Annotated in this window: 22 protein-coding genes; 11 read left to right on the forward strand and 11 right to left on the reverse strand. The window is 70.2% G+C overall.

The window, feature by feature from the left end; translation table 11 throughout:
• Positions 1–6: 6 nt before the first annotated feature.
• Complete coding sequence (locus LXN01_RS06040) at positions 7–729, reverse strand: trimeric intracellular cation channel family protein (RefSeq protein ID WP_236863714.1); 723 nt, start codon at positions 727–729, stop codon at positions 7–9.
• A 20-nt stretch (positions 730–749) separates the two neighbouring features.
• Positions 750–2,387 (reverse strand): SLC13 family permease, encoded by a 1,638-nt coding sequence (locus tag LXN01_RS06045; protein WP_236863715.1) that lies wholly within the window; start codon positions 2,385–2,387, stop codon positions 750–752.
• 210 nt (positions 2,388–2,597) lie between these two features.
• Here LXN01_RS06045 and LXN01_RS06050 point away from each other — a divergent pair, with 210 nt between their 5' ends.
• Both LXN01_RS06050 and LXN01_RS06055 read left to right on the forward strand, forming a co-directional pair.
• On the forward strand, positions 2,598–3,488 hold the full coding sequence (locus LXN01_RS06050; protein ID WP_236863716.1) for a LysR family transcriptional regulator: 891 nt from the start codon (positions 2,598–2,600) through the stop codon (positions 3,486–3,488).
• Between the two features lie 143 nt (positions 3,489–3,631).
• Positions 3,632–4,786, forward strand: coding sequence for a tartrate dehydrogenase (locus tag LXN01_RS06055; RefSeq protein WP_236863717.1), 1,155 nt, complete (start codon positions 3,632–3,634; stop codon positions 4,784–4,786).
• Between the two features lie 70 nt (positions 4,787–4,856).
• Here the strand turns inward: LXN01_RS06055 and LXN01_RS06060 are convergent, their stop codons facing one another.
• Complete coding sequence (locus LXN01_RS06060; RefSeq protein ID WP_236863718.1) at positions 4,857–5,111, reverse strand: hypothetical protein; 255 nt, start codon at positions 5,109–5,111, stop codon at positions 4,857–4,859.
• 264 nt (positions 5,112–5,375) lie between these two features.
• Between LXN01_RS06060 and LXN01_RS06065 the strand changes: the two genes are divergently transcribed.
• Entirely contained in the window at positions 5,376–6,632 is a 1,257-nt protein-coding gene (locus LXN01_RS06065) for a pyridoxal phosphate-dependent aminotransferase (RefSeq protein ID WP_236863719.1), read from the forward strand.
• 133 nt (positions 6,633–6,765) lie between these two features.
• Here the strand turns inward: LXN01_RS06065 and LXN01_RS06070 are convergent, their stop codons facing one another.
• Positions 6,766–7,182 carry an SRPBCC family protein gene (locus LXN01_RS06070; protein ID WP_236863720.1) on the reverse strand — a complete coding sequence of 139 codons (417 nt, stop codon included), beginning with the start codon at positions 7,180–7,182 and terminating at the stop codon, positions 6,766–6,768.
• Between the two features lie 314 nt (positions 7,183–7,496).
• Here LXN01_RS06070 and LXN01_RS06075 point away from each other — a divergent pair, with 314 nt between their 5' ends.
• Positions 7,497–9,455: an ABC-ATPase domain-containing protein gene (locus LXN01_RS06075; RefSeq protein ID WP_236863721.1), complete on the forward strand. Its 1,959-nt coding sequence runs from the start codon at positions 7,497–7,499 to the stop codon at positions 9,453–9,455.
• On the opposite strand, the gene LXN01_RS06080 is transcribed toward LXN01_RS06075, so the two are convergent.
• The 4 genes from LXN01_RS06080 to LXN01_RS06095 all read right to left on the reverse strand — a co-directional run bounded on the left by LXN01_RS06080 (position 9,409) and on the right by LXN01_RS06095 (position 13,114).
• Positions 9,409–10,596, reverse strand: coding sequence for a carboxylate-amine ligase (locus LXN01_RS06080; RefSeq protein WP_236863722.1), 1,188 nt, complete (start codon positions 10,594–10,596; stop codon positions 9,409–9,411). The two genes, LXN01_RS06075 and LXN01_RS06080, sit on opposite strands and share 47 nt — an antisense overlap.
• 138 nt (positions 10,597–10,734) lie before the next feature.
• On the reverse strand, positions 10,735–11,571 hold the full coding sequence (locus LXN01_RS06085; RefSeq protein ID WP_236863723.1) for a nitroreductase: 837 nt from the start codon (positions 11,569–11,571) through the stop codon (positions 10,735–10,737).
• A 135-nt stretch (positions 11,572–11,706) separates the two neighbouring features.
• Positions 11,707–12,507 (reverse strand): SDR family oxidoreductase, encoded by an 801-nt coding sequence (locus LXN01_RS06090; protein ID WP_236863724.1) that lies wholly within the window; start codon positions 12,505–12,507, stop codon positions 11,707–11,709.
• 76 nt (positions 12,508–12,583) lie between these two features.
• Entirely contained in the window at positions 12,584–13,114 is a 531-nt protein-coding gene (locus LXN01_RS06095) for a hypothetical protein (protein WP_236863725.1), read from the reverse strand.
• A gap of 269 nt (positions 13,115–13,383) precedes the next feature.
• Between LXN01_RS06095 and LXN01_RS06100 the strand changes: the two genes are divergently transcribed.
• The 7 genes from LXN01_RS06100 to LXN01_RS06130 all read left to right on the forward strand — a co-directional run bounded on the left by LXN01_RS06100 (position 13,384) and on the right by LXN01_RS06130 (position 20,976).
• Positions 13,384–14,181: a response regulator transcription factor gene (locus LXN01_RS06100; RefSeq protein WP_439098454.1), complete on the forward strand. Its 798-nt coding sequence runs from the start codon at positions 13,384–13,386 to the stop codon at positions 14,179–14,181.
• A gap of 16 nt (positions 14,182–14,197) precedes the next feature.
• Positions 14,198–15,844 carry a sensor histidine kinase gene (locus LXN01_RS06105; RefSeq protein WP_236863726.1) on the forward strand — a complete coding sequence of 549 codons (1,647 nt, stop codon included), beginning with the start codon at positions 14,198–14,200 and terminating at the stop codon, positions 15,842–15,844.
• A gap of 51 nt (positions 15,845–15,895) precedes the next feature.
• Positions 15,896–17,482 carry an ANL family adenylate-forming protein gene (locus LXN01_RS06110; protein ID WP_236863727.1) on the forward strand — a complete coding sequence of 529 codons (1,587 nt, stop codon included), beginning with the start codon at positions 15,896–15,898 and terminating at the stop codon, positions 17,480–17,482.
• Positions 17,479–18,828 (forward strand): beta-ketoacyl-[acyl-carrier-protein] synthase family protein, encoded by a 1,350-nt coding sequence (locus LXN01_RS06115; RefSeq protein ID WP_236863728.1) that lies wholly within the window; start codon positions 17,479–17,481, stop codon positions 18,826–18,828. The genes LXN01_RS06110 and LXN01_RS06115 overlap by 4 nt, the downstream gene beginning before the upstream one ends.
• Before the next feature lie 71 nt (positions 18,829–18,899).
• Complete coding sequence (locus LXN01_RS06120; RefSeq protein ID WP_236863729.1) at positions 18,900–20,072, forward strand: acyl-CoA dehydrogenase family protein; 1,173 nt, start codon at positions 18,900–18,902, stop codon at positions 20,070–20,072.
• Entirely contained in the window at positions 20,072–20,803 is a 732-nt protein-coding gene (locus LXN01_RS06125; RefSeq protein ID WP_236863730.1) for an HAD-IA family hydrolase, read from the forward strand. Before LXN01_RS06120 ends, LXN01_RS06125 begins: the two co-directional genes overlap by 1 nt.
• A 2-nt stretch (positions 20,804–20,805) precedes the next feature.
• The gene (locus tag LXN01_RS06130; RefSeq protein WP_236863731.1) at positions 20,806–20,976 is read left to right on the forward strand and encodes a hypothetical protein; all 171 of its coding nucleotides are present in this window, start codon (positions 20,806–20,808) and stop codon (positions 20,974–20,976) included.
• 62 nt (positions 20,977–21,038) lie between these two features.
• On the opposite strand, the gene LXN01_RS06135 is transcribed toward LXN01_RS06130, so the two are convergent.
• The 3 genes from LXN01_RS06135 to LXN01_RS06145 are packed head-to-tail and all read right to left on the reverse strand — an operon-like array spanning position 21,039 to position 23,319.
• Positions 21,039–21,575 (reverse strand): hypothetical protein, encoded by a 537-nt coding sequence (locus tag LXN01_RS06135; RefSeq protein ID WP_236863732.1) that lies wholly within the window; start codon positions 21,573–21,575, stop codon positions 21,039–21,041.
• Positions 21,572–23,140, reverse strand: a complete 1,569-nt coding sequence (locus tag LXN01_RS06140; protein WP_236863733.1) for a sodium/proline symporter — start codon at positions 23,138–23,140, stop codon at positions 21,572–21,574. Before LXN01_RS06140 ends, LXN01_RS06135 begins: the two co-directional genes overlap by 4 nt.
• On the reverse strand, positions 23,137–23,319 hold the full coding sequence (locus LXN01_RS06145; protein WP_236863734.1) for a hypothetical protein: 183 nt from the start codon (positions 23,317–23,319) through the stop codon (positions 23,137–23,139). The genes LXN01_RS06140 and LXN01_RS06145 overlap by 4 nt, the downstream gene beginning before the upstream one ends.
• Positions 23,320–23,360 lie beyond the last annotated feature (41 nt).

The raw sequence follows: 23,360 nt of genomic DNA on the forward strand, positions 1-23,360 counted from the left end.
GCAAGCCTACTCGTCGCCGTCCGAGGCGTCCTGCGAATCTGTGCGTCTCCCCCTGCCGCGGAACACCGGGACCTTGGATCGCAGCTGCGCGTCGATCTCCCGGAATGACCAGCCGCGCATCGGCGAGGGCACGTGCCACTGGAGATGCCAGGCGGCCATCCGGAAGGCGAAGACGACGGCGACGATCCCGACTCCGACCCATACGTTCCACAGCTCGTTCTGCTTGCAGATCGCGCTCAGGAGCGCACCGAAGAAGGCGGGGATGACGTAGAGGTCCGAGCCGTTGAACACCGCCGGCTCCTCATTGGCCACGACGTCGCGCAGGAGTCCGCCGCCGCATGCGGTGATCACCCCCATGAGGAGCGAACCCGGAAAGTTCATCCCCGATTCGAGCGCCAGCACCGTGCCGGTGGTGCAGAACAGCGCCAGCCCCATCGCGTCGAAGGTCACGATCAGCACGCGGGCGTTCTCCGCGCGCTGACCGGCGAAGTAGACGACGACGGCGGCCAGCACGGGAGGGAGCAGGTAGATCGGCTCGCGCAGGGCCACCGGGGTGGTGTCGAGCAGCAGGTCGCGGATCACGCCGCCGCCGAGCCCGGCGAGGAATCCGAGGATGAGTCCGCCGGTGATGTCGAAGTTCCGCCGGGCCGCCAGCAGATTGCCGGACAGCGCGAAGGCGAAGACCCCGACGAGGTCGAACACCAGCAGCACGGTCGTGGAGGAGATCACGGCTCCAGCGTAGACGTCGGCTACCGTCCCACTCCGACGACGGCGATCATCACCGGCACCAGCGCGACGATGAGGATCGCCCCGGCGATGTCGAACACGATGCCGGTGCGGATCATCCGGGTGATCGGGACGGCGCCCGTGCCGTAGACGATCGCGTTCTGCGGCGTCGACACCGGCAGCATGAACCCGAAGGACGCCGCGAAGGTCGCCGCGAGCGCCGGGACGAACGGATCGATGCCGGCCGCCTGGCACAGCGGGATCACGATCGGCACGACGACGGCCGCCGAGGCGGTGTTCGAGGTCGTCTCCGAGATCATGATGGCCAGCACCACCGACAGCGACGTGATCATGATGACGCTGGTGAAGCCCAGCGTGTCCGCGAATCCGTTGCCGATGGTCTCAGCGAGCCCGGTGTCGTCGAGCAGCGATCCGAAGATGATGCCGCAGCCGAACAGGACGATGGTGCCCCAGTCGATCTTCGCCGCCTCCGACCAGGTCAGAGTCGGCTTCCGCGCCTTCCAGTCTATCGGCAGGATGAACAGCAGCGAGGCGCCCAGGACGGCGACGATGCCCTCGTCGAGGCGGGAGTCGAGGAATGTGTACAGCGCCGAGTCGGTGCCTGTGAACAGGGCCGCGAACGCCGGCAGCAGCCACAGCAGCACCGTGATCCCGAACGCGAACAGCGTGTTCTTCTCCGCCCGTGAGATCGGCCCGAGGTCCTCGCGCTCCTTGCGCACGAACTCGGCGACACCCTCCACGTGGCGCAGCTCGGGCTTGTTGAGCAGGAACATCACGATCGCGAGCACGACGAACATCGCCGCGCAGACGGGCAGCGCGATGACCATCCACTGTCCGAAGGAGATCCGCTCTCCGGTCGCCTCCTCGATGAGCCCGCGCCCGATGAGGTTCGGCGGGGAGCCGACCGGCGTGAGCAGCCCGCCGACGCTTGCGCCGTAGGCGAGCATGAGCAGCAGCGCCGCGCCCACCCGCAGGCGCAGGGGGTCGAAGTCCGGCTTGACGGTGCCGCGCTCCTGCATCAGCTCGCCGATCACGGCGAGGATGCCCAATGCGGTCGGCATCAGCATCGCGACCGTGGCGGTGTTGGACACGAACGCCGACAGCCCGCAGGTGATCAGGCCGAACGCGATGATCACCCGGTACACCGACGAGCCCACGCCGGGCATCGACAGCACGGCCAGCGCCACCCGCTGCGCGATGCCGTGTCGGAGCATCGCCTGCGCCAGGATGAACGCGCCGATGAAGGTGAAGATCGTCGATGAGCCGAAGGGCGCGACGGCGTCCGCGGCGGGCACGACACCGAGCACGACCACCGCCCCCACTCCGATCAGACCGCCGATCGGGATCGGCACCGGCTCGGTGATCCACAGGACGATGACGCCCAGCAGGATTGCGGCGAGGAGATGCTGCTGGCGCTCCAGGCCCATGGGCAGCAGCGCGAACACGATCGCCACCAGCGGGGCCAGGATGAAGCCCGAGGTCTGTCGGGCGCGCTCGAACTTCTCCTCCCGCGGGGAGAGCTTCTGCTCGCTGAGGCTGCGGAAGGTCTTGCCGCCCAGCAGCGCGGCCCGCACATCCGTCTTGGTCTGGTCGATGGTCGATTGCAGGCCGCCCCCGGCCCGCGGTTCCGGATCGCTCACCGTCATCGGTCCTTTCCATCGGGCCGGGTCCCGCTCCGCCGATCGGTGCGTCACGGTCGGATGTCCCGGCAGGCTCGGTCGGCAAGTCCCCGTCGACCTGCCAGCTCGACGTGCGCCGGGCGGCGCGCATCGGCTGACCTGCTCATATGTTCCGCCCAACCGCCTGGAGCGTCCAAGGCAAGTTTCCTTGAAGTCGCATAGGATTCACCTATGGATGCTCGGCAGCTCCGCTGCTTCCTCGCCGTCGTCGACGAGGGGAGCTTCACCCGCGCGGCCACCGCGCTCCTCGTCGCCCAGCCCTCACTGTCGCAGACGATCAAAGGCCTGGAGCGCGAGCTCGGCATCACCCTGTTCCATCGCCTCGGCCGCTCGGTTCGGCTCAGCGAGGCGGGCCGGGAGCTGGAGGGGCCCGCCCGCCTGGTGCTGCGCGATCTCGAAGCGGCCAAGTCGCACATCCAGAGTCTGCAGGGCCTCCGCGCCGGGCGGGTGCAGATCGCCTCGATGCCCTCCCCCGGGATCGAGCCGCTGACCACGCTCGTCGCCGGCTTCACCCGTGAGCATCCGGAGATCGTGCTCGACATCGCGGGCACGTTCACCGTGGAGGAGACGATCGAGGCGGTGCGCCACGGGCAGGCCGAGATCGGGCTCCTGGGCAGCCACATCCCCGTCCGAGTGGCCCGCCATTCGGTGATCGACCTCGGCGAGCAGCCGTTGATGCTGGCGGTCAACCCGCACGAGGACCGCTGGCCCGACCAGCCGGAGATTCGCCCCGAGGGGCTCCGCGGAGCACGGATGGTGGTGTCGCAGACCGGATCGGCGATGCGCGCCTACGCCGACGAGCTCATCGCCTCCGGCGTCGCCCTCGAGATCGCCGCCGAGGTGACTCACCGGACCTCGATCCTGCCGCTGGTCTCGGCAGGGGTCGGGCACGCGATCCTCCCCTCGGCCTGGGTGAGTCCGGTCGATCGCATGGGCCTGCGCTTCCTCACCATCGCCGAGGCGCCGTCCCTGCACGTCTCCGTCGTCGCCCGTGCCGACGGGCTGACCCCCGCTGCCGCCCGATTCATCCGGCAGGTGGAGCACCTCGCGGAGCACCACTGATAGTCGACCCCTATGGGTGCGATCGCTTCCATGTCTTTGACGTCTGCAGCCGCCAGTGCCTGAATGGTGGGTAGACCCCCACTCAGGGGCGCGTGCCCGCGAACCCCAGCGGGCGTCTCGGCCCGGCCTGCGAAAGGAAACCCATGGCTGCCCAGCAGAGCTTTGCGATCGCCTCGATCCCCGGCGACGGGATCGGCGGCGAAGTCATCGACGCCGGACTGCAGGTCCTCGACGCCGTCGCGGAACTGTCCGGCGGGGCACTGGAGTTCCGCGTCACCGAGTTCCCCTGGAGCTCCGCGTACTACCGGGAGCACGGTCGCTACATCCCGGAGGGGGGACTCGAGGAGCTGAGGAGGCACGACGCGATCTACTTCGGCGCCGTGGGCTCCCCCGAGGTGCCCGACCACGTGAGCCTGTGGGGGCTGCGGCTGGCGATCACCCAGCCCTTCGATCAGTGGGCGAACATCCGCCCGGTGACCTTCCTGCCCGGGGTCACCTCGCCGCTGCGCAAGGCCGACGACGTCGAGCTCGACTGGATCGTGGTCCGCGAGAACAGCGAGGGCGAGTACGCCGGGCTGGGCGGTCGCAACCTCAGCGGGCGCGGGCCCGGCGAGGAGGTCGCGGTGCAGACCAGCCTCCACACGGAGAAGGGCTGCGAGCGCATCATCCGCTTCGCCTTCGACCTGGCACGGACGCGGCAGGTCGCAAAGGTATCCAGCGTTACGAAGTCCAACGCGCAGCAGCACGGGATGGTGCTGTGGGACGAGGTCTTCGCCCGGGTCAAGGAGGACTACCCGGACGTCGAGACCGAGCGCGTCCTCGTCGACGCGATGAGTGCGAAGTTCGTCCTGCACCCCGAGCAGCTCTCGGTGGTCGTGGCCTCGAACCTGCACGCCGACATCCTGTCCGACCTCGGCTCCGCGCTGGCCGGCAGCCTCGGGATCGCCGCCAGCGCGAACCTCAACCCGGAGCGGCGCTTCCCCTCGATGTTCGAACCGGTCCACGGTTCGGCCCCCGACATCACCGGCCGGGGGATCGCGAATCCGATCGGCGCGATCGCCTCGGCGGCTCTGATGCTCGATCATCTCGGGCTGCCGGCGGAGGCCGACGCCGTCCGCGCGGCGATCGAGGCGACCACCGCCTCCGGAATCCTGCCGCTCGACCTGGGCGGTCAGGCGGACACGCGGCAGCTGACCCAGGCCATCGTCGAGGCGCTGCGGAACTCCTGGACCGAGGCGCCCGCGGAAGGTCCGGACCAGAGCTCGGCCCCACCGGCGACGGCCGAGGCAGGCAGCTGAGACCGGTCGGCTGGGATCGGGAGACCGTCCGGCTGGGATCAGGAGACCCGCTCCTGAACCCAGCCGGATGTCATACGTACTTCTCGATCCGCCGGATCATATCGATGCTGGGGAACCTGTCGGCGCGGACGCGATCGAGGAGCTGCTCGAGGTAGTCCGGGACCTCGTGGGGTTCGAGCAGCGACTCGATGAAGTCGAGGATCGTGACCGAGGGATACGGGTCGTCCTCGACCTTGTCCAGCAACGCCTCCAGGAGGCTCCGGCGGGCGCGGTCACGCTGCTTCTCCAGCTCCTCGGCGATCTGGACCAGTTCGTTGGTTGCCATGTCCTTCTCCTCAGCCTTCGGTGTCGAGCGACGGATGTGGGTGACTCACCAGCACTCACAACGGTACAAGGCCGCGCGAGTGCAGTCGAGGGGTCAAGGGAACCTGCCGGATCAGCGGCGGTGCGCCGAGGCGCCGAGCGCGGCGAGCTGCACCAGGGACTGACCAAAGGCTGAGAGGTCGAACCTTTTCGTTCCCAGGAAACACAAGGTCTCGGGCGTACTGTGGACCAGGAAAACCAGCTCCGGCACTCTCGAAGGGTCTCCATGTTCACGCAGTCGGCGAAACTGTCCAATGTCCTCTACGACATCCGCGGACCGGTTCTCGAAGAAGCCGAGCGGATGGAGTCCGAAGGTCACCGGATCCTTAAGCTCAACATCGGCAACCCGGCCCCGTTCGGCTTCGAGGCCCCCGACTCGATCCTCGTCGACATCATCAAGCACCTGCCCGAGGCGCAGGGCTACAGCGACTCCCGCGGAATCCCGTCGGCCCGCAGGGCCGTCGTCCAGTACTACGAGACCAAGGGCATCCGCAACCTCGACGCAGACGACGTCTACCTGGGCAACGGAGTCAGCGAACTCATCACGCTGTCGCTGCAGGCATTGTGCGATCCGGGTGACGAGATCCTGGTGCCGGCACCCGACTACCCGCTGTGGACCGCCTCGGTGGCGCTGTCCGGCGGCACGCCCGTGCACTACGAGTGCGATGAGCACGACGGCTGGAACCCGGACCTGGAGGATCTGCGCTCGAAGATCACGCCGCGGACCCGCGGCATCGTCGTCATCAACCCGAACAATCCCACCGGCGCGGTGTACTCGCGCGAGCTGCTGCAGGGGATCGTCGACATCGCCCGCGAGCACGAGCTCATCGTCTTCTCCGACGAAATCTACGAGAAGATCACCTACGGCGACGCCGAGATGATCAACATGGCCACGCTGACCGGCGAGGACGTGCTGTGCATGACCTTCTCGGGCCTGTCCAAGGCGTACCGGATCGCGGGCTACCGCTCCGGCTGGCTGGCGATCACCGGCCCCAACTGGAAGGCCGCCAGCTACATCGAGGGCATCAAGCTGCTGGCGAACATGCGGATGTGCGCCAATGTGCCCGCCCAGCACGCGATCCAGGCCGCGCTCGGCGGCTACCAGACGATCGAGGATCTGGTGCTGCCGACGGGACGGCTCGGCGCCCAGATGGAGCTCGCCACCGAACGCCTCAACGCGATCGAGGGCATCAGCTGCAACCCGGCACGCGGTGCGCTCTACCTGTTCGCGAAGCTCGACGTGGACCGGTTCGGCATCGTCGACGACGAGCAGTTCGCGCTCGACCTGCTGCGAGAGCAGAAGATCCTGATCAGCCATGGGTCCGCATTCAACTGGGACCAACCCGACCACTTCCGGCTGGTCACGCTGCCCAGCACCGAGGTGCTCTCCGAGGCGCTCGACCGCCTGGAGGACTTCCTCGATGGCTACTACCAGTCGGGTCCGCGGACGGGTCAGCTGCAGGTGGTCAGCGCCTCGAGCTGAGCGGAGACTCAGGCTCGCGCTCCCGAGGCAAGCGCGCACCTGGGGCAATCGTGCGGTTACTTCTCGTCGATATCACGAGCGATCTCGACGAGAAGTAACCGCACGCTGGTTCACAGACCAGGGAGCACGAAGCTCAGCCGGCGGCCGGCGCCTCGGACTGTGCCAGCTTGGCGAGCGCCCCGCGGTACATCTTCTCGATGCCGCCCGTGAGCTTCTGCTCGAGCTCGGCGGAGCCTCCGCGGGCGGCGAAGTCGGCCTTCCATGTCACGGACGAGCCGTCACCGTCCTCGTCGACGCGGATCGTCGACACGTAGTGATCGACCGGCAGCGGCCCTTCGAGGTACTCGTAGCTGTAGGTGCGGGCAGCGTCATCGTGGGCGGTGATGCGCTCGCTCATCTGGCTGCCGTCGGCAGAGGTGATCCAGCGGACGTCGTCTTCGCGGCGGGTCTCGACGCCGAGCAGCTCCTTGAGGTCGTAGGGATCGCCGAGCTTCGCCCAGATCGAGTCCGGGGATTGCGAGTACTGCTGAGTCACTTCTACCTGCGCCATTGCGGGTCCTTCCGGTTGGGTGGGATTTTCTCAGATAAGCAGTCACAGCTGACTGCTGTCAAGCACATCGCCGGCCGAGTGTCCCGCAGCTCCACGCCCAACCCTCTTTGTCAGGCTGGTTGCGAGTCACGCATCTCCGCGCTCAGATCACGCGTGTCCACGCCCACGCCACCCTGCGTCGGCGTAGCGGACGCTCCGGACCCTGCATCCCGGGCGCTCCGGACCGTGAATTTCGGGCGCTCCGGCCGAGCCACCGCTGCTGGTAACGTGCACAGGGCACCTGAGCCCAGACCACCTGCCGCAGGAGACTCTCGATGCGGAGCAGCGCCGAACTCGAACGCATCCTCAGGGGAATCGACGGCAAGGGGTACGGCGCCTACCGGCAGCTCCGCGGCAGCTATGACTTGGGCAGCTGCGGCTTCGGCAGCCGCGACTGCGGCTCTGATCGCGGTCGATTCCGGCTGGCGATCGACCATGTGCAGGTCGACCCCTACGCACCGCCCAGCAAGGTGCGGGTCGTCCTCGACGCCTCCACTGCGGATCTGCCGCCCGAGCTCACGGATGACCCATTCGGCAGAGCGGCGACGAGTGACTTCCTCACGCGGCGGTTCGCGGAGGCCATCCGCCGGTTCGAGCCAGGACCCGGCGCCCCCGGTGGCCCCGAGGCCCCCGACGCCCGCGCCTCCCCCGACGCCCGCGAGAACCGCCGTGCGCGCGGCACCGGTCGCGAAAGCACCGGTCGCGGGAGCACCGGTCGCGGGAGCACCGGGCACGGAAGCGCCGGGCGCAGGGCGCTGAGCATCGGCACGCCCGGCCAGCAGGTCCTCGACCGCACGAGCGTCCTCATCGCCGAGGATCGGGTCGAGGCGCGCTTCGAGATCGGCCTTCCCGCGGGCGGTCGGCGTTCGGCCGATGGCCGGGTCGCCGCGCGCCTGCTCACCGAGGCGGTGCCCGCGATCGTCGGATCCTCCCTGCTCCACGCGAACCTCGACGCGGCGGCGCTGCGCGAACACGTCGTCCTGCTGCGCGACCAGGAGCACCTGCGCGCCCAGCTCGCCGGGGCCGGGCTCGTCGCCTTCGTCGGCGACGGCGCGATCCTGCCACGCCGCTCCGGGGATTCCGACCTGCCGCTGGGCACGGACGCGGCGCCCTTCACCAGTCCGCCGTCGCTGCGCACGTCCTTCCAGCTGCCCAGCGGACGCCGGGTGAGCGGAATGGGCGTGCCGGTCGGAGTGACCGTCATCGTGGGCGGCGGGTACCACGGCAAGTCCACGCTGCTGCGCGCGATCGAGCGCGGCGTCTACCCGCACATCGCCGGCGACGGGCGGGAATGGGTGATCACCCGGGCGGACGCGACGACCGTGCGCGCGGAGGACGGACGAGCGGTCACCGGCGTCGACATCTCCCCCTTCATCTCCGATCTGCCGTCGGGCACCGACACCCGCCGCTTCACCACCGCCAATGCCAGCGGCTCGACCTCGCAGGCGGCGAACCTCGTCGAGGCGATCGAAGCCGGGGCGAGCGCGCTGCTCATCGACGAGGACACCTCGGCGACGAACTTCATGATCCGCGACGACCGGATGCGCGCTCTCATCCCCGGCGATCGTGAGCCGATCACCCCGTTCGTCGATCGGGTGCGCCCGCTCCACGAGGAGCTCGGCGTGTCCACTGTGCTGGTCGCGGGCGGATCCGGGGCCTTCTTCGACGTCGCCGACCAGGTGATCGCACTCGACGCGTACCGGCCGTCCGACGTCACCGCGCAGGCGCATGAGATCGCCATCACGGTTCCTATCGCCGCATCACCACCGAGCGCCGGCCACGCCGCTGCATCACCCAGGGACGTCGGCCCCGCTTCCGCATCACCACCGGACACCGGCACCGCCGTCGACTCGCTGCTCGGCGCGCGCCGAGTGCCCACTGCCGCCGGGCTCAACCCGCCGCGGAAGACCAAGCCGGCCCGTGCCCGCGGGGATTCGAGGATCCAGTACGGCGAGGCGGACATCGATCTGCGAGCGGTTGCCCAGCTCGTCGATCCCGCCCAGACCGAGGCGCTCGCCCGCGCACTCGACCGGCTGGCCGAGGCAGCTGACGGGCAGCGCACCATCGCCGAACTCGTGAGCCAACTCTGCCGGCACCTCGACGAGCAGGGTCTCGACTGGCTGTCGTCGTTCTCCGGGCACCCGGGTCACCTGGCCCGGCCGCGGCGCCAGGAGATCCACGCGGCGCTCAATCGCTATCGCGGTCTGGAGATCCTGCCGAACCGAGCTCCGTGACCGGATCGGATTCCGTGAGCAGCCGGACCGCGTCCTCCAGCACGGCCGGAACCCCGCCGCGGGCCAGGGCGCGCCGCTGCCGTCCCGCGCCCCCGCCCGTTGAGCAGAGCCGAGCTATCGCGGCGCGCACGAACCGTTCCTCCTGCCGATCGGCGAAGAACGGCTGAGCCGCGGTGAGCGCTCGCTCTGCCGCCTCCACGGCCGGGACCGAGGCGGCAGTCACCGGATCGAGGAGCCGCCCGGTCAGACCCAGCTGGGCCGCCTGCCAATGGGCCAGGTCCAGCAGCTCGGGAGTCCACGGGCTGCCTGCCCGGGTCACGTCCGCTGCGGCGCCCGGAACCTCACTGTCCGGGCCGGCCAGCGCTCCCTCCATGCCGGCCGTCACCAGTGCCCGGGTGAGCAGGGCGATCGCTGCCGCATCCGCCGCTGTGAGCTGCACGTCGCAGGTGCGGATCTCGATGGTCGGGTGCCGATGCGAGAGTCTGCCCAGCCAGCCGATGAATGCCGGCCCTTCCGCTGCATCCGAGGTCAGCAGAGCGCTGACGCGCGCGTCATGGTCGGCTGCATCCGCGAACAGCGGCGGGATGCCGGTGATCATCCAACGGCGATAGTGGATCGACCGCCAGCTGGCGAAGCCGCTGTCGCTGCCCCGCCACAGGGGCGAGTTCGCGCCGAGCGCGGTCAGCACGGGGTACCAGGGGCGCAGGCCGTTGAGTGCCCGCACGCCGGCTTCGCGGTCCGGGATCGCGACATGCACATGCATCCCGTTGATGTACTGGTCAGCCGCGATCGCCGGAAGCAGCTGCGCAAGATGCTGGTAGCGCGCATCCGCGCTGATGGCCGAACCGGCGTCGGGCAGCAGGGGCGAGGTGCCCAGCGGCACAGCACTCATTCCGAACCCTGTGACCGTTTCAGCGACGGCCCCCCGCACTGCCTGCAGGGCCTCCAGGGCTGTGCCGCCTTCGGTGAGCACCGGGGTGCCGTGCTCGATCTGACAGCTCAGCCATTCCCGGCTGAGGGTGCACCCGCCCGCATCGATCGCAAGCAGTCCGGCCGATTGCTCCGGAGTGGGAGTGGCGGGCGATCCCGTGTGCTGAGCGACGAGGAGGAACTCCTCTTCGATCCCGAACTGAGTATTCACTGACCAATACTGCATCACGCGGGCGTCGGTCCTCGTGCGAATCGCCGTCCTGCCCCGGAGCGGTCTGGAGCAGTCCGGACCGCGGCGGATCGCCGTCCCCCTGCGGAGCGCGGCGGATCCTCCCCCGGCAGCCGGTCCCTACTGAGCGGTGCCGAGGGCGCTGGCTGTCGCGCCTTCGAGGTGCTGCTCGTCCTCGAAGCCCACGAACACGGTGGCCTCCGAGACCGGCTTGCGCCGGGAGACGACGGAGTTCGCCGGGAAGGAGGAGTCCGGGTGGCCGATCGCGATGCTGATCATGATGACCTGGTCCTCCGCGACTCCCGCATGCTCGCGGACGACGGGCGACTGCATGATCCCCTGGGAGTTGATGACGCACCCCAGGCCCCGGGACCACGCGGCGTTCACGAGAGCCGTGGCAACCGCTCCGCAGTCGAACACCGGGACGTCCCCGCCGTGGAGCTCCCGGTCGTAGGTGACGATGATGATGGCCGGGGCGTCGAACTGGCGGAACCCGCGCACCACCCAGTCATGCCGAGCCGGCTTGTCCTCCCGGGCGATGCCCATGGCGGCGAACAGCTGCTTGGCGATGCCCACCTGACGGTCGCGGTGCACCCCCTGGTACTTGTCTCCCCCGCGGAACTCACGCGACTCCGGCACGCCGGCCAGATTGCGCTCGACATTGCCCTGCCGGATGCGCTCGAGCGGCTCCCCGGTGATGACGTAGAAGTTCCAGGGCTGGCTGTTGAGCGAGGATGGCGAGCGCATCGCCAGCTCGATGATCTCCTCCAGCACCGGGCGCGACACGGGCTCATCGGTGAAGCCGCGGATGCTGCGGCGGCCGAGCACCACCTCGTCGTAGCTCGGCGCAATGCTGCCGTCGGCGGCCGGCGCGCTGGTGTGTGCTGTCGGCTGAGCGGCGGTTCCGAGTTCGGTGTGCTCGACTCTGAGTTCGGTGTGTTCGACGTCCTTGTCCATGCCTCAGAACTATCACAGGATGACCTGCTGAACACCACAGGGGTCACGAGCGACGCACAGGGGTCACGAGCGACTCGCATCCCACCGCAGAGCTTCGGCGAGCACCTCGCACCCCAGCGCCAAGGCGGGCGCCTCTCACCCCAGCGCCGCGGCGAGCACCTCGTCGAGCCCCCGAGGCGGACGCCCGAGAATCGCCGTGGCGGCAAGCGAGCCGGTCGGAAGGCCGAAGTCGTCGTAGTACGCGAACATCGCCTGCAGCCACTCGCGTTCCCGGGTCGCCAGCCGGGCGCCCGGTCCCGCAGCCCATTCCTCGGGCGAGGAGGCGACGAGCTCGACCGAGGTGCCCAGGACCCGCTCGGCAGCGGCGACGACGTCCCGCACCGACACCAGCCGGGGCCCGCCCAGCTCGCAGGTCGCGCCGATCTGGGCGGGGTCGAGGAGCACCTCGGCGGCAACCGCGCCGACGTCGGCCAGGCCGATCATTCCGAACAGGCGATCCGGGTCGTAGGCGACAGCGATCCGCGGAGAGCTCTCGCGGAGGCCGGGGAGCAGGTTCTCGACATACGCGCACGGCTGCAGGATCGACCAGTCGAGACCGCTGCGGCGGACCAGGTCTTCTGCGATCGCCTTGCCGAGGTGGTGCGGCATCGCCGGCGCATACGGCGCGCTCACCGAGTGGTAGACCACGCGCCGGACGTGTGCCGCTGCTGCGGCTCGGAGCAGCCGAGCGACGAACGCCGGCTCGTCGGGGTGCAGATTGGGAGCGATCAGATAGACGGCATCGCAGCCGCGCAGTGCCGCGGAGAGTTCGTCGAGCTCCGCCCGGCCCAGAGCGACGGCGTCGGCGCCGCGGACGCGAAGTGCGGCGCAGACTGCCGAGCCCGTCTTGCCCCGACCCCCGACGACGGCGATCCGGCTCCGCTGCTGATCCACCATGCGCAGGCGCTCCCATCCGTCCGGTCGATTCCACCGGTCCCGACCCGGCCACCGGTCCCGACCCGGCCGGCGGCTCTTATCCGAGCAGCTGGTCCAGGGCCCAACTCGGGACGTTCTCCGCGCCGGACAGCAGCTCGGCGGCCGTCACCGCAGTCACGGCCTCCAGCCGATACTTGCGGGCGAAGGTCCAATCCTGCGCGGTGACGACAAAGATCTGCCGCGTTCCGCTGCCCGCGTGAGGGAAGTGCGTGAGGTATCGATTGGTCGACTCGACCGTCACTAGCGAGGCGCCCGGCGCGTCCTGGATGAAGGCCGCAGCCAGCTCTTCCCGCAGCCACGTGGCGACCCACTCGCGATTGCGACGGCCCAGAGCGATGACGACCAGACTGTCGCCGGCGGGAATCAAGGCGCTGACCCGTTCGGGGACAGTGGGGATTCGGGCCAGACACTCGGGTCCCAGGACCCTCGGGCGCGTGAGGTCGATGTGTTCGGCCAGAGATTCTGCGATCGCCGAACCGGTCCGACCGGCAGCCTCGATGAGGTCAGCACGATCGGGGTGGATTCTGGTGAGGGACTCGACGATGTCGAAGGACTCGGTCGCGGTCATGGCGTGCTCCTTGATATGTTCTAAATTATCACGATCGAAGTGTGATGCGTATACCGAGATCACCGGTTGTTCTGCTGTCCAGATCACCAGAGGTTCTTCGGCCCCGCCTATGCCGTTGCTGTGCCGAGGCTGTGGTCGCGGCGCCCCGGAGAAGCACAGCCTGACCACAGGTTCAGCTGGTACTTCTGTCACGACGAGGAGACGCGTCCGGGAGAATGGGCTCTCGGTCGGACTTCCGCTCCATCGCCGCCGCACCCCAGGAGCAGATCGTGTCGCAACCACCGTCCGGATCAGTCCCACCCGCTTCGGGCAGTGCCCCCGCCAGCCCGAGCTCTCTCGCCGCCCTCCAGGAAGTCCTGCCCAAGCTGACGCACCCGGACGGCAGCCCCCTGCGCGCACTCGTCGTCGACGACGAGCCCGTGCTGGCGGAGCTGGTGTCCATGGGGCTGAGTCTGTGCGGCTGGGAGGTCCACGTCGCCCACGCCGGTCGCGAGGCGGTCCACACCGCCCGGGCGAGCGCACCGGACGTGCTCGTGCTGGACTGGATGCTGCCGGAGCTGGACGGCCTCGAAGTGCTGAACCGGATCAGGGCCTTCCGGCCCGAGGTGCCCGCGCTGTTCCTCACCGCGCGGGATTCCGTCGACGACAGGATCCGCGGACTGGCCGCCGGGGGTGACGACTACGTCACCAAGCCCTTCTCCCTCGAGGAAGTGCTGTTCCGCCTGCACCGGCTCGCCCAGCGGTCCGGCGCCGCCGAGCAGAGCGCCGACGAGCTCGTGGTCGGGGACCTGGTGCTCAACGTCCGGACTCGCGAGGTCACGCGTGGCGGTGAGCCGATCGACCTCACCGCCACCCAGTTCAGTCTGCTGAGGTTCCTGATGCTCAACCCCCGTTCCGTGCTGTCGAAGTCCCAGATCCTCGACCACGTGTGGCAGTACGACTTCGGCGGGCAGGCCAATGTCGTGGAGCTCTACATCTCCTATCTGCGGAAGAAGATCGATGCCGGCCGCGCGCCGATGATCCACACCGTGCGGGGTGCCGGCTACGTGCTCCGGCCGGCGCCCTGAGGCAGGGCCGGCAGCCGTGTCCCAGCAACCGCCCACGGCCGGCGGGCCCGCCGGCCCCGACAGGCCCGACAGCCCCGCCGAGCTCTCCGACCGGTCCTCCGGACGACCCGCCGAGCTCTCCGACCGCGCCGCCGACCGCGTCGCCGCCCGTTCCGCCGGCCGATCCTCCGGCCGGTTCACCGGCCGACCCGGCAGCCTGACGCTGCGGACGGTGGCCGGGGTCGTCGTGCTGCTGGCCGTGGTGCTCAGCGCCTTCACCCTGACCTCCCTCGTCCTGACCGGGCGGACGCTGGACGGCCAGCTGGAGCAGAGCGTCAACCAGGTGTGGGAGCGCTCGGCCGCCTTCCTCCTCCGAGGGCGCGACGATCCGGACGACGGCTATTCCCACCGCGACCCGGTCGAGGCCTCCGGCCAGCCGGCGGAGATGCTCGCGCTCGTCGTCGACCACGGGGACGTGATCCACGCCTCGCGCCTCGATGAGGACGGCGATGCCGAGAGGCTCTCCGAAGAGGACACGGAAGTGCTCTCCGCGATCGGTGCGGAGGCCCTGGGCGACGACGATCTGGTGGTCCGGACTGTCAGTCTCGATGTCGGGCGCTACCTCGTCCAGGCCGAGGAGCTGGGGCATGACGCGGTGGCGATCACGGGACTGCCCACGGCCCCCATTGCCGGCACCAAAGCGTCGCTGGCCGCGCTGCAGGTGCTGGGGTCGGTGGCCGCGCTGCTGCTGGCCGGGCTGCTGGGCTGGTGGTGGATCCGCCGCTCGCTGCGTCCGCTCGGGGAGGTCTCACGCGCCGCGGCACGGGTCGCCGAGGTGCCGATGAGCTCGGGCGAGGTGTCGCTGGCCCGGTGCCGGATTCCGGAGGAGCTGGCACGCCCCGCCGACGAGGTCGGCGCCGTGGGCCATGCGCTGAACCGGCTGATCGACTCCGTGGACGGGGCCTTCGAGCAGCGCAACCGCTCCGAGCGGCGGCTGCGCACATTCGTCGCCGACGCCTCCCACGAGCTGCGCACGCCGCTGGCCGGAGTGCGCGGCTACGCCGAGATGATCCGCATGACCGAACCCCTGTCGGAGCGCGGGAAGGCCTCGCTGGCCCGCGTCCTCCAGCAGGCCGACCGGATGGGCTCGCTGGTCGACGACCTGCTCCTCCTGGCCCGGCTCGACTCCGAACCGCGCATCCGCGGTGAGCAGACCGACCTCGGTGAGGTGGTCGTCGACGCGGTGACGGACGCCTCGGCCGCCGGACGCGAGCACCGCTGGACCCTGGACGTCCCCGACCATCCCGTGACCGTGCTCGGCGACCGCCGGCAGCTCGCCCAGCTGGTGGCCAACCTGCTGTCGAACGCCCGCAAGCACACCCCGGCCGGCACCTCGGTCGCGGTGCGGCTGGCGAACGGAGACGGGAACGCGGCCGAGTCCGGCACGCCCGTGGTGCGGCTGAGCGTGGAGGACGACGGCCCGGGAATCGCCCAGGACCTGGTTCCCGAGCTGTTCGACCGGTTCGTCCGCGGTGACGCCGCCCGCTCCACCACCGAGGGTTCGACCGGCCTCGGGCTGTCCATCGTCCGCTCGATCGCGCGCGCCCACGGCGGAGACGTCACCGTGGAGTCGGCCCCCGGCCGGACGGTCTTCACGGTTCAGCTCCCCGCCGATAGCCGCTGACCGGTGCGGGCATATACTCGAGCCACCCGAAATCCCGTCTGGAGGTCGTGCTTGCCCTTCACCCAGAAGGTCCTCGACATCGCCGCGAGCGACGTCGACCAGCTCGCCATCGTCGGCGCCGAGGAGCGCCTCACCTACGCGGAGCTCGTCCCCGATTCGCAGCGGGCCTGCGCCGCGGCCGCCCACCTCCACGCCGCCCAGGACCAGCCGCCGGTGCCCGCCCCGGAGACCGAGGGGATTCCGGTCACCGCGATCAGCCTGGCCTCGGCCTTCCACACCGCGCGCCTCATCGGCGGGCTGGCGGGCTTCCGCACCGTCACCGCCACGATCGACCCGCGCTGGCCGCTCGACCACCAGGTCCGCCTCATCGCCGCCACGGGCATCGGGCTGGTCATCAGCGACTCGCCGGAACTCGCCGAGGCGCTGCGCACCTCCGGCTGGACCGGCACCGTCGTCACCCTCGCCGAGTTCCGCCGCCTCGAGCGCGACCTGCCGCCCGCCGCGCCGCCCACTGCCCGCGCCGGCGCCGAGCCCTTCCTCATGCTGTTCTCCTCCGGCACCACCGACAACCCGAAGGCGTTCATCAAGACCCGGCAGCAGTACCGGGACAACTTCGCGGTCTCCAGCGCCCACCTGGAGCCGCTGCCGGGCGTGGCGACCCTGGCGCCCGGACCGGTGTCCTACAGCCTGACCCTGTACGCGCTCGTCGAGTGCCTGGCCTCCGGCGGCAGCTGCCATGTGGCGGACCGGTTCGACCCGATCGCCGCCGGGCGCCGCATCCAGGCCGAGGCGATCACCCGCGTCGTCGCCGTGCCCGCCGCGGTCCAGGGGCTGACGGATGCCGCGCGGCGGGACCCGCAGCGCTTCACCACCCTCGACCTGGTCGTCACGGGAGGCGCGAACCTGTCCGCGGCGATCCGCTCGAACTTCGCCGAGGCGCTGCCGGACGCCCGCCTGATCAGCTACTACGGCGCGGCCGAGATCGGGTTCATCGGCGACAGCCGAGGCGGCGACGGCACCCTCATCACGATCTACGACGGCATCGAGGTCAGCATCCGCGGCCCCGAGGATCCTGAGGGTTCCACCACGGCGGCGGCCGACGACAGTCCCGCCGCCGACCAACCCAGCGCCGAGCTCCCCGACGGCGAGCTCGGCACCGTGTGGATCCGTGCCCGCGCCTGCTCCTACGGCTACGTCGCCGCCACCACCGACGCCCGGCTCGTCGGACCCGACGGCTTCGCCACCGTCCACGACCAGGGCCGGGTCATCGACGGGAGGCTCAGCCTGGCCGGCAGGGCCGGTGACATCGTCGTCACGGGGGGCCACACAGTGTCGCTGCCCGAGGTGGAGCGCGCCTTCGAGACCATGCCCGGCCTCGGCGAGGTCTGCGCGGTCGGCCTCCCGAGTCCCCAGCTCGGCACCGTCGTCGCGCTCGTGATCGAAGGCGCTCCCCCGCCCAAGGCGGAGCTGCTCGCCCACGGCCGCGCACACCTGGCCCCGCAGTACGTGCCGCGCCGCTGGTTCTCCGTGCTCCGCCTGCCGCGCACCGTGGGCGGCAAGGTCAGGCGCGGTGCGACCGCGGAGCTCGTGCACGAGGACCACGGAGTGACCGGTGTGACCGGAGTGACCCGGCTGTGACCGCAGGAGGCGAGGGCACCCGAGCGCCGGGGCAGCAGCGCCGGGTCGCGATCACCGGGCTGGGTGCGATCACCCCCAGCGGCCTGAGCGCCGCCGCGACCTGGGAGACCGTGGTCGCCGGACGCAGCGCGATCGACGTGCTCGAGGGTCCGGAGTTCGCCGAGCTGCCGGTGCGGATCGGCGGTCAGGTCCGCGGCTTCGACGCGACGTCCGTCCTCCGGCCGGCTCTGGCCCGCCGACTCAGCCCCATGCAGTGCTGGGCGATCGCGGCCGCGGACGAGGCGATGCGCCAGGCCGGCCTACTGGCCGCCGACCCCACGGCGGAGCGCGGCGCCGCCTCGGGTTCGCCCGCGAACGCCGACCCCCAGGCACCCCAGGCCTCGCTCCCCTGCGAACCCCACCGCTTCAGCATCGTCTCCGCCACCGGCTCCGGCCCCGTGGACGCGATGCAGCACGCCACCCGGGCACTCATCGAGGGCGGACCCCGCGCCGTGCCGCTGACGCTGGCGATCTACGGTGCCCCGGACGCCGCCTCGGCGATCCTCAGCCAGCGCTACCGGGCGACCGGCCAGGCGCAGGGCATCGCGGCCACTTGCGCCAGCGGTGCCGTCGGACTGGGTGAGGCGCTGCGCCGGATCCGCCACGGCTATGCCGACGCCGTGCTGGTGGTCGGCCTCGAGGACTGCCTGACCCCGGTCAACCTCGCCTCGAACGCGAATCTGCGCTCGCTCGCCGCCGGATTCGAGGACGACCCGACGGCGGCGAGCCGGCCCTTCGATGCCGGCCGCACCGGATTCGTGATGGCGGCGGGCGCCTCGGCGATCCTGCTGGAGGCCGAGGACGTGGCCCGCTCCCGAGGCGCCACTCCCCTGGCCGAGCTCGCCGGCTCGGGTGCCGCGAGCGACGCCCACCACCCGACCGCGCCCCACCCCGAAGGGCTGAGAGCGGCGACGGCGGTGCGCGAATGCCTGGCCGACGCCGGGGCAGCACCGGAGGACGTCGATCACATCAACGCGCACGGCACCGGGACTCCGCTGGGCGATGCCGCGGAGCTGCGCGCGCTCGACTCCGCCCTCGGGGAGCGGGCCAGACGGATCCCGATCACCGCGACCAAGTCGAGCACCGGACACCTGCTGGGAGCCGGCGGCGTCGTCGAGGCGGTGCTGGCCGTGCACACCCTGCGCGAGGGGTTGATCCCGCCCACCCTCAACCTCGACGACCCCGAATTCCCGGACTACGACGTCGTCCGCGGCCGCGCCCGGCAGGCGGACATCGCGACCGTGCTCTCGAACTCCTTCGGCTTCGGCGGGCACAACGCCGCCGTGCTGCTGCGCCGCTGGGAGTGACGACCCGTGACCGACGGCGCCCCAGACCCCCAGTCGCTCAAGACCCGAACAGACCACGCGAAGGAGACGCCATGACCGACCGCGAGACCCGCCACGCCGAACTCGCCCGGCAGTACCTGCCCGACGAGCTGCTGGAGCGCGTCCGCGGCCGCGCCGGCGATTACGACCGCGAGAACCGCTTCTTCGCCGAAGACCTCGAGGAGCTGCGGGAGCGCGGCTACCTCACGCTGTTCGCGCCCGAGGAGTTCGGCGGCCCCGGCCTCAGCGTGAACCAGGTGTCGCGGCTGCAGCAGCGCCTGGCCGCCGCCGCCCCCGCCACGGCGCTGGGCATCAACATGCACCTGGTGTGCACCGGGGCGATCCGCGCGATGTACGAGCGCGGCGAGCGGTCCCTGAACTGGGTGTTCGAGGAGATCATGGCCGGGGAGCTGTTCGCGTTCGGGATCAGCGAGGCCGGCAACGACTGGGTGCTGCAGAGCTCGAACTCGACCGCCGAACCGCAGGACGACGGCGGCTACCGGATCACCGGCAAGAAGATCTTCACGTCACTGTCGCCGGCCTGGACCCGGCTGCTGGTGCACGGCCTCGACTCCTCCGATCCGGACAATCCCATGGTCGTCTACGGCTTCCTCGAACGCGGTGAGGACGGGATCTCGATCTCCGAGAACTGGGACGTCATGGGCATGCGCGCCACCCACAGCCGCTCCACCACGCTGGAGAACGTGCGGATGCGGCCGGAGCGAGTGGCCCGGAGGATCCCGGACGGCCCGAATCCGGACCCGCTGACCTTCGGGATCACCGCGAACTTCCAGCTGCTCATCGCCTCGGTCTACACCGGACTGGCGACCCGGGCGCTGGACGTCGCCGCCGAGGCGCTCACGGCGAAGCAGTCGGCCAAGCACGGCTCCTCCTACGCGGAGATCCCGCAGTACCGCGACCGGCTCGCCGACGCCGCGATGGACCTGATGCCGGTGCCGGCGCAGCTGGAGGCCTACAGCCGCGACTTCGACGAGCTCGTCGACCACGGCAAGGGCTGGCCCAGGCGCCTGGTCACCGCCCGGATCAACGCCGGGGAGGCTGCCCGGCGCTCCGTCGAGGCGGCGCTGCGCTGCGCAGGCGGCGCCGGGTACTCCAACGGCCACGAGCTGGGCCGGCTCTACCGGGATGCCCTGGCGGGGATGTTCCACCCGGCCGGCATCGACGCCGCACGCCCGATGTTCGCCGCCGCGCTGCTGGACGACTGATGACGAGCCCGTATCGGATTCTGACGTTCGACGTCGTCGGCACCCTCATCGACTTCGAGCAGGGCATCCTTGACTGCCTGCACGCCCAGCTGGGAACGGAGGCCGACCACGGCATCGATGATCTGCGGCTGCTCGAGGCCTACGCCCGGGCCGAGGACGTCCAGCAGCAGCTGACCCCGGACATGCCGTTCAGCGAGATGCTCGCCCCGGCCTACCTGCGGATGGCCGACGAGCTGGGCCTGCCCGCCTCCGAGGCGGTCGCCGGCTCGCTGCGCGCCGCCATCCCGGACTGGCCCGCCTTCCCCGACTCCGTCGAGGCGCTCCAGCGGCTGGGCGCCGACCACCGGCTGATCGCGCTCACCAACGCCGGGCGCTGGGCCGCGCGAGAGCTGGCGGCGACCCTGGGCGAGCCCTTCGACGACATCGTGACCGTCGAGGACGTCGGCGTGAACAAGCCGGACCCGCAGGTCTTCGCCTTCTGCCGCGGCCGGCAGAGCGTGCACGGCTACGAGCTCGCCGACTTCCTGCATGTCGCGCAGAGCCAGTACCACGACATCGGAGTGGCGAAGCGCCTGGGCTACCGGACGGCGTGGGTCGAGCGGCGCGCCGGCGAAAACTCCTTCGGGGCGACCCCGCGGCCGGAGTCGGTGACCGCTCCGGACTACCACGTCACGACGCTGGCCGAGCTGGCCGACCTGATCGAACTCCACCCGACTCACACTGAAGGCTGAATATGGCAGACGAACGATCCACCGCAGACCATCCGGACGAGCCCGATGAGAGCACCCCGGGGCTGGCTGCTCTCATCGAGCAGAAGAACAGGCAGCGATCGCTGGTGCCGATCGGGCTGGCCGGCGCAGCCGCTGCCGCCGTGATCGGGTTCGTGATCCTCGGCGGGACCTGACCCCCGGCATCGCGCGACCTGACCGGCATCGCGGGGGCTGACCCCCGGAGTCGGGGCCGGCCCTACGCGCTCAGAGCGTAGTGCTTTCCGGTCACCGCATCCATGATGATCTCCATCTGACGGCCGCGATTGCTGCCGGTGATCCACCAGTTCGGCTTGCCGAAGCACAGCAGCGGCCCGACCCGCTGCACCCGCCCCGGCCCGCCCAGCCGACGGGTGCGCAGCAGGATGCTCTGGACCAGCCGCCGGGCGGCGGCCTCTCCCTGCTCGTCGGTGAGGGTGCGCGCCGGCGCGGCGATCGTCGCGCTCTGCCCAGCCGTGCCGAGCGGTTCGAAGGCGACCCGGTTCCACGGCTCTGCCGCGTACGCACGTCCCCCGACGAGGTCGACGATCACATGGACCCTCTCCACCGGCTCGACGCCTCGGCGACTCTCGAACACGACGCCGAGCATGGGCGAATGATAGAGCTCGGCACGGATGTCGCGAGCGCCGGAGAGCTTCCGGTCCACCCAGCTCAGCGCCTGCTCACGGCTGATCTGGACGGGCCAGGCGACGGTGGGCGCAACGAGGCCCGCCGTCGCCGCTGCGGCCTGCGTCACGAAGCTCCGTCCCCTGCCCGCGAATCGCGGTCAGCGGTCACCGGCCGCTGCGTCGACAGGCGCTCGTCCTGGCCGATCACCAGGTGCTTGGGGATCGGGGCCACACGCATCGACTCCTCGACGGCGGCCAGCACCCGGGGCGGGACCGGATGGGACTTCTGGGTGGCCAGCGACACCACGATGATCGCCAGCACGGACGCGATGATGCCGAAGCCCATCGGGTCCAATCCGATCGAGCCGGCGGTGTCGAACAGCTGAGCCGCGACCGCACCGGCGGCGCCGGCGAGGATCGAGGCGATCGCCCCCGGTGTATTGGCCTTCTTCCACCACACCGCGCACACGTAGGCCGGGACGAAGGCGGCACCGAGCACGGAGGTGGCGAAGACGACGATGTCGAACACGCCGGGCGGCTGGATGATCGCGATGATGAGTCCGACGATCGCGAGGACGAGGATCACCGCGCGCGAGATGTTCACGGCGGTCTTCTCGCTGAGATTGCGCAGCAGCGTGCCGCCCAGGTCCTGGGAGGCGATGGTGCCGGCCTGCAGCAGCAGCGAATCCGCGGTCGACATGATCGCCGCCATGATCGCGGCCATCACGATGCCGACCGCGAACGACGGCAGCACCGTCTGGGCGACCTCGAAGATCGCCAGTTCCGGGTTGTCGATGTTGGGGACGATGAGCAGGCCCATCATGCCGACGAGGTAGGCCCCGGGGATGAACAGCAGGTTGAAGCCGGTGGCGTAGAGACCAGCCTTGCGCGCGATCGAGGGCCGGCGCATCGACATGTGACCGACGTTGACGTGCGGGTAGCCCATATAGCCGATCGAGAAGATCAGCAGCGCGCCGATGATCACGCCCCACTCGCCGAAGTACTGGCCCTCCGCGCCCCACATCGTCAGCAGGTTCTGGTTGAGCGCGCCCAGCTGCTCGTGGCCGGACGTGAGCCCGCCGACGTGCTGCAGGGTGGCGATGACGATCCACAGCATGCCGATGACCATGATGATCGCTTGGAAGAACCCGGTGTAGGCAACCGCGAGGTAACCGCCGAGGAACGTGTAGATGAGGATGACCGACACGGCGACGATGAGGGCGACGTTGAGGTCCATCCCGGTCACCGAGGCCAGGCCCTGACCGCCGGCGAGCAGCTGGGCGAGGACGTAGAGGAAGATGCAGATCAGCGCGATCGGCGCGGCGACGAGCCGGGTCCAGATCGAGGGATAGCGCCGTTCGAGGTAGCCGAGCGAGGTGATCGCGCCGAGCAGGTGGGACAGCTTGCGCATCCGCCGGCCGATCACCGACAGGCTGATCACGCCGCCGCCCAGATCGCCGAGCGCGTACCACATGGAGTAGTAGCCCTGGCTGTACCCGAGCCCGCCGGCGCCCAGGAACATGTACCCGGACATCGAGGTGCTCTGCATCCGCAGAGCGGTGACCGGTGCGCCGAGGCGCCGACCACCCAGGAGGTAGCCTTCCCGATCCTTGGAGCTCGTCTTGGTGACGGCGATGCCGATCCCGATGACGATGGCGAAGTAGACAAGGACGAAGAACAGTTCGACAGTCATCGGGCCTCCCCCTTCCCGGTGAGCGGATCAGCGCCGGGTTCATCGACCGAGCTCGTGGAGTAATCGGCGTCCTCGACCACCCAGTCCGCCGTCCGCAGATAGAAGACGATCGTGTAGACGACCCAGAACAGCATCACGCCGCCCATGATCAGGGTCGTACTGAGGGGAAGTCCGAACATGCAGTGCTCCTTTGCGTTGCCTGTGACGGGTCCAACATACC

The organism is Brevibacterium daeguense (assembly GCF_021729135.1).
Lineage (GTDB): Bacteria > Actinomycetota > Actinomycetes > Actinomycetales > Brevibacteriaceae > Brevibacterium > Brevibacterium daeguense.

Excerpts from the sequence above, each read along its gene's own strand:
- LXN01_RS06050 (WP_236863716.1), top strand. The coding sequence starts at position 2,598 with ATGGATGCTCGGCAGCTCCGCTGCTTCCTCGCCGTCGTCGACGAGGGG.
- LXN01_RS06055 (WP_236863717.1), top strand. The coding sequence starts at position 3,632 with ATGGCTGCCCAGCAGAGCTTTGCGATCGCCTCGATCCCCGGCGACGGG.
- LXN01_RS06060 (WP_236863718.1), bottom strand. The coding sequence starts at position 5,111 with ATGGCAACCAACGAACTGGTCCAGATCGCCGAGGAGCTGGAGAAGCAG.
- LXN01_RS06065 (WP_236863719.1), top strand. The coding sequence starts at position 5,376 with ATGTTCACGCAGTCGGCGAAACTGTCCAATGTCCTCTACGACATCCGC.
- LXN01_RS06070 (WP_236863720.1), bottom strand. The coding sequence starts at position 7,182 with ATGGCGCAGGTAGAAGTGACTCAGCAGTACTCGCAATCCCCGGACTCG.
- LXN01_RS06075 (WP_236863721.1), top strand. The coding sequence starts at position 7,497 with ATGCGGAGCAGCGCCGAACTCGAACGCATCCTCAGGGGAATCGACGGC.
- LXN01_RS06085 (WP_236863723.1), bottom strand. The coding sequence starts at position 11,571 with ATGGACAAGGACGTCGAACACACCGAACTCAGAGTCGAGCACACCGAA.
- LXN01_RS06090 (WP_236863724.1), bottom strand. The coding sequence starts at position 12,507 with ATGGTGGATCAGCAGCGGAGCCGGATCGCCGTCGTCGGGGGTCGGGGC.
- LXN01_RS06095 (WP_236863725.1), bottom strand. The coding sequence starts at position 13,114 with ATGACCGCGACCGAGTCCTTCGACATCGTCGAGTCCCTCACCAGAATC.
- LXN01_RS06120 (WP_236863729.1), top strand. The coding sequence starts at position 18,900 with ATGACCGACCGCGAGACCCGCCACGCCGAACTCGCCCGGCAGTACCTG.
- LXN01_RS06125 (WP_236863730.1), top strand. The coding sequence starts at position 20,072 with ATGACGAGCCCGTATCGGATTCTGACGTTCGACGTCGTCGGCACCCTC.
- LXN01_RS06130 (WP_236863731.1), top strand. The coding sequence starts at position 20,806 with ATGGCAGACGAACGATCCACCGCAGACCATCCGGACGAGCCCGATGAG.
- LXN01_RS06140 (WP_236863733.1), bottom strand. The coding sequence starts at position 23,140 with ATGACTGTCGAACTGTTCTTCGTCCTTGTCTACTTCGCCATCGTCATC.
- LXN01_RS06145 (WP_236863734.1), bottom strand. The coding sequence starts at position 23,319 with ATGTTCGGACTTCCCCTCAGTACGACCCTGATCATGGGCGGCGTGATG.